General features: G+C 38.4%; 7 protein-coding genes and 2 rRNA genes. 4 read left to right on the top strand and 5 right to left on the bottom strand.

The window, feature by feature from the left end; genetic code table 11:
* Together EGI26_RS09400 and rrf are read left to right on the top strand one after the other, a co-directional pair.
* Positions 1–669, top strand: a 23S ribosomal RNA gene (locus EGI26_RS09400); the annotation flags it as partial.
* A gap of 161 nt (positions 670–830) precedes the next feature.
* Positions 831–942: ribosomal RNA gene (rrf, locus tag EGI26_RS09395) — 5S ribosomal RNA — on the top strand.
* Positions 943–1,505: 563 nt separating this feature from the next.
* Here the strand turns inward: rrf and EGI26_RS09390 are convergent.
* A complete protein-coding gene (locus tag EGI26_RS09390; protein WP_255077877.1) occupies positions 1,506–2,066 on the bottom strand; it encodes a 2'-5' RNA ligase family protein in 561 nt (186 codons plus the stop codon).
* A 278-nt stretch (positions 2,067–2,344) separates the two neighbouring features.
* On the opposite strand from EGI26_RS09390, the gene EGI26_RS09385 reads away from it, so the two are divergent.
* Both EGI26_RS09385 and nth read left to right on the top strand, forming a co-directional pair.
* Positions 2,345–2,962, top strand: a complete 618-nt coding sequence (locus tag EGI26_RS09385) for a hypothetical protein (protein ID WP_255077876.1) — start codon at positions 2,345–2,347, stop codon at positions 2,960–2,962.
* 91 nt (positions 2,963–3,053) lie between these two features.
* The gene (nth, locus tag EGI26_RS09380) at positions 3,054–3,677 is read left to right on the top strand and encodes an endonuclease III (protein ID WP_255077875.1); all 624 of its coding nucleotides are present in this window, start codon (positions 3,054–3,056) and stop codon (positions 3,675–3,677) included.
* Positions 3,678–3,753: 76 nt separating this feature from the next.
* Here nth and leuB read toward each other — a convergent pair whose 3' ends face one another.
* The 4 genes from leuB to leuC form a co-directional block, all read right to left on the bottom strand.
* Positions 3,754–4,824 carry a 3-isopropylmalate dehydrogenase gene (leuB, locus tag EGI26_RS09375; protein WP_255077874.1) on the bottom strand — a complete coding sequence of 357 codons (1,071 nt, stop codon included), beginning with the start codon at positions 4,822–4,824 and terminating at the stop codon, positions 3,754–3,756.
* 70 nt (positions 4,825–4,894) lie between these two features.
* The gene (locus EGI26_RS09370) at positions 4,895–6,406 is read right to left on the bottom strand and encodes an alpha-isopropylmalate synthase regulatory domain-containing protein (RefSeq protein ID WP_255077873.1); all 1,512 of its coding nucleotides are present in this window, start codon (positions 6,404–6,406) and stop codon (positions 4,895–4,897) included.
* A gap of 89 nt (positions 6,407–6,495) precedes the next feature.
* Positions 6,496–7,089 carry a 3-isopropylmalate dehydratase small subunit gene (leuD, locus tag EGI26_RS09365; protein WP_255077872.1) on the bottom strand — a complete coding sequence of 198 codons (594 nt, stop codon included), beginning with the start codon at positions 7,087–7,089 and terminating at the stop codon, positions 6,496–6,498.
* Between the two features lie 62 nt (positions 7,090–7,151).
* Complete coding sequence (leuC, locus tag EGI26_RS09360; RefSeq protein WP_255077871.1) at positions 7,152–8,549, bottom strand: 3-isopropylmalate dehydratase large subunit; 1,398 nt, start codon at positions 8,547–8,549, stop codon at positions 7,152–7,154.
* Between the last annotated feature and the right edge of the window lie 231 nt (positions 8,550–8,780).

Below are 8,780 nucleotides of genomic sequence, written 5' to 3'. Positions count from 1 at the left end.
TGGGGGACACCGCTTGGTGGGTAGTTTGACTGGGGTGGTCGCCTCCAAAAGAGTAACGGAGGCTTTCAAAGGTTCCCTCAGCACGCTTGGTAACCGTGCGATGAGTGCAATAGCAAAAGGGAGCTTGACTGCGAGACAAACAAGTCGAACAGGTACGAAAGTAGGATATAGTGATCCGGTGGTTCTGCATGGAAGGGCCATCGCTCAAAGGATAAAAGGTACTCCGGGGATAACAGGCTGATCTCCCCCAAGAGCTCATATCGACGGGGAGGTTTGGCACCTCGATGTCGGCTCGTCACATCCTGGGGCTGGAGAAGGTCCCAAGGGTTCGGCTGTTCGCCGATTAAAGTGGCACGCGAGCTGGGTTCAGAACGTCGTGAGACAGTTCGGTCCCTATCTGTGGTGGGCGTAGGAAGTTTGAGAGGCTCTGATTTTAGTACGAGAGGACCGAATTGGACTGACCGCTGGTGTATCTGTTGTCTTGCCAAGGGCACGGCAGAGTAGCTAAGTCGGGACGGGATAAACGCTGAAAGCATCTAAGTGTGAAACCCACCTCAAGATGAGACTTCCCTTGAGGAACGTTAGAGATTATGACGTAGATAGGCTACAGGTGGAAGTGCAGTAATGTATGCAGCCGAGTAGTACTAATGAACCGAGAGCTCTTAAATTTTTATTTTCAGTCTTTCTCAATCACAATGTTAGCCCCCTAACCCCCAAAGGGGGAATAAAGAGAGCTAACATTAATGTCAAAAGAATTTAGATGTCCAAAAGACAGTCAGAAGAAATAGTCAACTAGATTCCCCCATCGGGGGCTAGGGGGCAGGATTATTCATGGTGTTGATAGGGCGGGTGAACACCTCTTCCCATTTCGAACAGAGCAGTTAAGCCCCGCACCGCCGATGGTACTTGGATCAAACCCGGGAGAGTAGGTAGATGCCAGTTTTTTATTTATGAAACCTCAATACGTAAGTGTTGAGGTTTTTTTGTTTTAGACTGATTATAGAAAGTAATTCTTCTTAATATTTTTTAGTTTTGATTGTAAAGTATAAGTTGTAGTTTCTCAATATTTAAGTAAAAAAAAATTGAACAGAGCTTTATGCGGAGTGTCGCATCACCCGCACCGGTCGGATGCGACCCCAGTGTGGTACTTGGATCATCGGATTACCGTACCTCCGCTGGTACTTGGATCAAATGTGGGTGGCAAGCTCCGGTACGGTAGCGGTTCGACGTTTTGGTAGATGCCAGTTTTTTATTTAAAAAACCTCAACAGTAATGTTGCGGTTTCTATGTTTATGGATAACTTCGTTTCAAGTTCCGATACCTCATAAAATTTCTAAAGATATTTAATTCAAGAAATGGCCAAACGAAAGTGCCTAAGTATTATCGTCTTGAATTCATAATTTTGAGACAGAAGTGCTTTTTTTCTAATATGAAAGTTGAATGAATGTTTTTTGATTCATATTTATTTGTACTAACCTTATGTTGCAATTTACTCTTTGACAAAACTACCTTGATAACTTTATATTTTCATATTTTTTACTATTTCCATCAACGTATTGTGTTCGAATCACAAGATTGTCTAAAACAAATGTTGATCGTGCTGCTTTTGATTTGTATTCTTTGGATAGCGTTGAAAAGAGTTCATTATTATCAATTTTTGCAAGAGTTGCATGTGGTTTCTGTGAGATTTTGAAGTTTTTTTCTTTATAATAGTTATCAAAGCGAAACTTTTTCAGCATATTATAGAATGGAATAAATGAGCTTTCTGGCTCTAGTTTAGTGTATATTACATTATTTGAGAACACATCAAATCCATTGAATGAAATTTGAATTGCTTTTAAATCTCTCAATTTTTCTTTTAAACTATTTATTACTTTTTCTTTCCTTTCTGGTAATACAAGAAAAGAGCATAGGGTGATATGTGGAATTGATGAGCTCTTTGGTTGGTCCCCATAGTTAAGCTGGATATTCTTTTTTTCATTCTTTATCAGTTCATTTTCTTTTTTAGGAAAATTGAACATAACATCACAAATAATGGGCTCGGACAGAAGATTTTCTTTTTCCATAGTTTTGTTTTATTTTGAAATCTAAGTAAATAATAAAATTTTGTACTTTGCTATAATTCAAGCGATTATCTAATTTTCTTAGCAATGGAGTTATTTTATTTACCGTTTCTAGATTCTTTTGGATAAATTGGGAACAATTATTTTGAAGATGATTTTATAAATTATTCTAGAAATAAAGTTCTTTGATTATAGAACAACCAATTCATTTATGTATTGTTGTCATTTTAAATTTGATGTGTAACAAATTGATTTTTATAGGTTCCTTTTTTTGTTGCCTCTTGTTTGCAAGTTATAGCTTTGCAAACGAGATTAGAATTGTTTTCGAACAGAATTCGTCTAGTACTATTGTCGTAGAACTTCGAAGGGATAATTTAGTGTTAGATTCAGCTAAGTTTGATTCGAACAAAAGGAAGGATCTACTTTTAGTATCTAATTTTGAAGGGATACATGTTGTGTCATTTGATTCCAAATTTTACATATTTGTTTACTTAAAAAAGAGTCAAGATTTAGAAGTAAATGTTGATTTAGAAAAAGGAAAATTTGAAGTTATTGATTCTTTTGAATCTCAGCAATTAAACAGGATTTTTGAAAATTGGGAACGTGAAGTTACTGTATTAAATACAATGAAAGAACCCACTTTTGAACATTTTGATAAGGCTTTTGATAATTTGGCTTCAGAAATTATGTCCACACAGAATTCCGAAATTATCGACTGGGCAAGTATTTTTCTGGTTGATTTAGAAAAAGAGCCAAGTAAATATATGCTGTCTTTAGAGAAATTTATTGATTTTGAGCAGGCCGTACATGAGAGGTATCCGAGCTATAAGTTCAATAAAATGAAAGCCAATTTTGGTGTTAGAAAGGATAATCAGAGTGGTTATTATTGGAAATATTAAGGGATAAATAGATTAGTTTCTTAGCAAATTTTGAAAACTAAGTTCAAAAAGCTTAATTTTCGATTTCTAAATATTAAAACCTTTAAATACTATGAAAGATTGGAATAAGATTCTTAAGCCTTTGCTGGAGTTATATCGCAGCAAAAGACACCCTTTGGAATATCAGAATCTTTATCAACTGTTGGTAATGGTGGTACTGTCCGCTCAAGATTCTGATGCCAATATCAACAAAATTTCTCCTGCTTTGTTTGAGGCTTTTCCTGACATGGAGAGCCTATCTAAGGCTAAAATAGATTCTCTTATCCCTTTTATTTCTAAGGTTAGAAATTTCCAAACCAAGGCTTCGTGGCTTGTAGAAATAGCCCAAATCATAAAAGAAGACAAGAATATTCCCCAAACTATGGAAGATTTGGTTGCACTAAAAGGCATTGGGAGAAAATCCGCGAATGTTATTTTGCGTGAATCTGGGGGCAAATCAGAAGGTATTATAGTTGATTTGCATGTGATTAGAGTTGCACCAAGGCTTGGTTTGGCTGCGGAGTCTAAAGATGGAAACAAAATAGAGAAACAAATAATGGCTGAGCTTACACAAGATATGTGGGAAGTAGGAATGCCGATTTCTTTTCTAGGGCGTGAGATTTGTCGTCCGACAAATCCTAAATGCGATCAGTGCATTCTAAATGCTGATTGTAATTATTATCAAACCTCTATTTGATTTTGAATTTAGCGTTATATTCAAAAAGCCACTTCAAAGTAATTTGAAGTGGCTTTTTGGTGTTTCGGAAAGAATATTAAATTCTATCTAATATTTCTTTTCCAATAGCATCTGTACCTAATATTTTATCGGCAGGAGTAGTTTTATCTGCAATATCGCGAGTTCTCCATCCAGCTTTCAAAACACCATCAATGGCATTAATAAGGGCTTCTGATTCTGCTTTCAGGCCAAATGATATATCTAATAACAATGCTGCTGATAAGACAGAGGCCATTGGGTTAGCTACTCCTTTTCCGGCAATGTCATGGCCAGAGCCGTGAATGGGCTCATAAACGCCTGTACTTTCGCCAACTGAGGCCGAAGCAAGCATTCCCATAGATCCAGCTATTTGAGACGCCTCATCGGTCAATATATCACCAAATATATTTCCTGTCACCACCACATCAAAACGCTTCGGGTCTTTGATTAAAAGCATAGCTGCGGCATCAATAAATTGGTGCTCCAGTTCTACTTCAGGATAATCTTGGGCTACTTCAAGTACTGTTTCTCTCCATAGTCTGCTTGACTCCAACACGTTGGCTTTATCAACTGACATTAGTTTTTTACCACGCGTCATAGCAGCATCAAAAGCTTTACGAGCTATTCTTTCTACTTCATATTTGCTATAAATCATGGTGTCGTAGGCAGTTTTCCCTTCGTCTAAACGACCTCTTTCACCAAAATAAACGTCTCCTGTCAATTCTCTAAAGAAAAGGATATCTGCTCCTTTCAAGATTTCTGGTTTGATGCTTGATGCTCCCAATAACTCATCAAATAATTTGATAGGGCGAAGGTTGGCAAACAAACCCAATTCCTTTCGCATTCTTAAAAGACCTTGCTCAGGACGAACCTTTGCATGTGGGTCATTGTCGTACTTTGCATGTCCCACAGCACCGAAAAGGATGGCGTCAGAAGCACGCATTTTTTCTAACGATTCTTCCGGTAAAGGATCTCCAGTAGCTTCGATAGCCACGTGGCCCATAAGTGCCTCATCGTAGGTGAAATCATGGCCAAACTTGGCAGCGATTTTTTCTAAAGCCTTTTTACCTATTACGGTAACTTCTTGTCCGATGCCATCTCCTGGCACTACTAAAATGTGTTTTTTCATTTTGCTTTGTTTTGTATCACAGAGGTACACTAGGTTTTTCACAGCGTAACTCTTGTTTTTGAGTAAAATTTCAAATAATATTAAGCATCTTCCTGGTCGCCTCTATGGCCGATACCGTTTGGTCGGAGTCTAGTCCTCTGGTTTTTACGTCTTTGCTGTTGATGCTCCAAGTGATGATGGTTTCACATAGAGCGTCGGTTTTTCCACCTGGAGGTATTCTTACGGAATAATCTGTTAGCAATGGTAGCTCTTTGCCTTTTTTGATATAGATTTTCTTTAGAGCGTTCATAAAAGCATCGTATTGGCCATCTCCTTGGGCATTTTCTTGAAAAATCTCATCGCCAATTTGTACCTGTAAAGTAGAAGACGGCTGGAGGTTTTTAGAATGAGTTAGTACGTAATTAAGGATTTTTACATTCTCCGAAACAGCACTTGTGTCTAATACGTCAGAAATTATGTAAGGCAAATCTTCCTTTGTTACATTTTCTTTTCTATCTCCGAGTTCAATTATTCTCTGGGTTACTTTTTTGAGGTCAGCATCATTCAATTTTATGCCCAACTCTTGAAGGTTTTTTTCAATATTGGCTTTTCCAGAAGTCTTTCCAAGGGCATATTTTGTTTTTCTCCCAAAACGTTCGGGACTCAAAGTGCTCACATAAAGGTTGTTCTTTTTGTCTCCATCAGCATGAATACCAGCAGTTTGTGTAAATACATTTTCTCCCACAATTGGTTTATTGGCAGGAATTCTTAGACCTGAAAACGATTCAACAATTTTACTTATAGAATATAATGATTTCTCAACCACAGATGTCTTAAACTCGGGCATAAAATCGTTTATCACAGCCACAGCACTAGATAAAGCGGCATTACCGGTTCTTTCACCCATTCCATTTACAGTTAAATGTAAGCCGTGTACTCCCGCACGCAGGGCTTCCATTACATTGGCTGTTGAAAGGTCATAGTCATTATGTGCATGAAAATCGAAATGTGTATTTGGATATTCATTAATAATGGACTTCAGATAAGTATAGGTCTCTGAGGGCGTTAAAACCCCTAGTGTATCGGGGAAAAGAATACGCTTGACAGGTTGCTTAGTTAGAAAAGCCAAAAATTGAAAGACATAATCAGGAGAATTTCTCATGCCATTGCTCCAATCTTCAAGATAAACATTTACGGTTATGTCATTTTCAATGGCCAAGGCTATTACCTCTTCTATTTCCTTGAAGTGCTGTTCTGGTGTTTTTTGGAGCTGATGCGTGAGGTGATTCATGGAGCCTTTTGTAAGAAGATTCATCACTTTGGCTCCTGCCTGAAGCATCCAATCGATAGAAGCTTGGCCATCAACAAATGTCAAGACTTCTACTTTTTCAAGAAAACCATTTTCTGCAGCCCAATTGGTTATCAGCTTTACTGCTTGGAGCTCACCATCAGAGACTCTGGCTGAGGCCACTTCTATCCTGTCTACTTTTACTTCTTGTAGCAAAAGTTGGGCTATCGTAAGTTTCTCAGACACAGAAAACGATACTCCGCTAGTTTGTTCACCATCGCGGAGTGTGGTGTCCATTATTTCGATATGTCTCATCAGCTAAAAATTATGCTGTTGGCCATAAAACCAACAGCATGGATTATTTTATTGTACTCTTTTGAATAAATTCAAAAAATTGGGTTTGATCAAATACGTGTTTTTTCGAATTCACCAATTTCAGCTTTCATAGATTGCAGATAATCTATGTCGTCGAAACCGTTGGTCATATTATGTTTTTTGTAACCATTGATATCAAATGATTCTGATTCACCAGTGGCGGCAATTGTTACTTTTTGACTTGGCAAATCTACTATTACCTCTGCTTTTGGGTCGCTTTCGATAGCAGTAAATATTTTATCCAAAAACTCAGGACTAACCGTCACTGGCAATATCCCTATGTTTAGTGAATTTCCTTTGAAAATATCAGCAAAAAAGCTGGAAATCACACAACGGAATCCATAGTCATAAATGGCCCAAGCGGCGTGCTCACGACTAGAACCAGAGCCGAAGTTACGACCTGCCACAAGAATTTTTCCCGAATAAGTTGGGTTGTTAAGAACGAAATCAGCCTTTGGAGTGTCATCTCCATTGTATCGCCAATCTCTAAAGAGGTTATCCCCAAAACCTTCTCTTTTTGTCGCTTTCAAGAAACGAGCAGGAATAATCTGATCTGTGTCCACGTTTTCCAAAGGAAGAGGAACACAGCTAGATGTTAAGATTTTAAAACTATCGTATGCCATAATTTTTTATTTTTCAGCATAGGATTCAAACTAGAATCCTATTTTTTTAACTTAGATGTTAATTATAAAAATACTCTTGGATCCGTTACTTTACCAGTAACCGCCGCCGCCGCCGCCACCAATGGAGAAGCTAAAAGAGTTTTGGAGTTTGGTCCTTGACGACCTTCAAAGTTTCTATTTGAAGTAGAAACAGCTAATTTTCCAGCTGGAATTTTATCATCATTCATTGCCAAACAAGCCGAACATCCTGGCTGACGGAGAGCAAAACCGGCTTCGGTCAAGATATCCAAAATACCTTCTTCTTTGATTTGAGATTCTACGATATGAGAACCTGGAACCAACCATGCGGTGATATTATCTGCTTTTTTGCGTCCTTTCACAATCGAAGCAAAGGCTCTAAAGTCTTCTATACGTCCGTTTGTACAGCTTCCTAAAAAGACATAATCAACCTCTTTACCTATCATGCTTTCGCCTTCTGCAAACCCCATGTAAGCCAATGATTTTTTGTAGCTGGCTTCGCCATCTTTTACTTCACTTGCTTTAGGTATATTTCTAGAGATGCCAGTACCTAAACCAGGGTTGGTACCATAAGTGATTTGAGGCTCGATGTCAGCTGCGTTGTACGTAAGTTCTAAGTCAAACTCCGCACCTTCGTCAGATTTTAAAGTTTTCCAGTATGCAACTTGCTTGGTCCATTCTTCTCCTTTTGGACTTTTTTCACGACCTTCAAGAAACGCGAAAGTGGTTTCATCAGGGGCAATCATACCACCACGAGCACCCATTTCTATTGACATGTTACAAACCGTCATACGGCCTTCCATGCTCATGTTTTCGAAAACGTCCCCGGCGTATTCGGCAAAGTAGCCTGTAGCACCTGAAGCAGAAATTTGAGCAATAATATAAAGTGTTACGTCTTTTGGTGTTACTCCTTTTCCAAGTTTACCATTAACATTAATTCTCATTTTCTTTGGTTTCGGCTGCATGATACATTGTGAAGCGAGCACCATTTCCACCTCAGAGGTACCGATTCCAAAGGCAATAGCCCCAAATGCACCGTGCGTAGAAGTGTGTGAGTCGCCACAAACGATGGTCATGCCCGGTTGTGTAATACCGTTTTCTGGCCCTACCACGTGAACAATGCCATTTTTAGGATTTCCTAAGCCCCAGTGCGAAATACCATATTTACCAGAATTGGTCTCCAAAGCTTTAAGCTGATTGGCTGAAAGTGGGTCTTCAACTGGCAAGTGCTGATTGATGGTTGGCGTGTTGTGGTCTGCTGTTGCAAATGTTCTTTCAGGAAACAACACTCCAATTCCACGTGATTCAAGTCCGAGAAACGCCACGGGACTTGTAACTTCATGAATAAAATGACGGTCGATAAACAAGACATCTGGGCCATCTTCGATGTGCTTTACCACATGCGAGTCCCAAACTTTGTCAAAAAGAGTTTTCTTAGACATATTTTTCTTTTGATAAATTTTCGATGACAAAATTGCATGAAATAAAGGAAAGTGTGATTATCGAATTCGACCAAATAATAGCGTTTTTGGCTCAAATGACAAAATGGTCTAAATAAACAATAAAAAAGCGAAAGAAGAAACTTCCCTCGCTTTGTGTATATGTATAACCTATGATTGAATAAAAGAAGCACAAATGTAAAATAAACGCTTATCCTATTCAAAGGAATTGGT

It is taken from the genome of Lacihabitans sp. CCS-44, assembly GCF_024343735.1.
Lineage (GTDB): Bacteria > Bacteroidota > Bacteroidia > Cytophagales > Spirosomataceae > Leadbetterella.
This window is presented reverse-complemented; position numbering and strand designations above follow the sequence as displayed.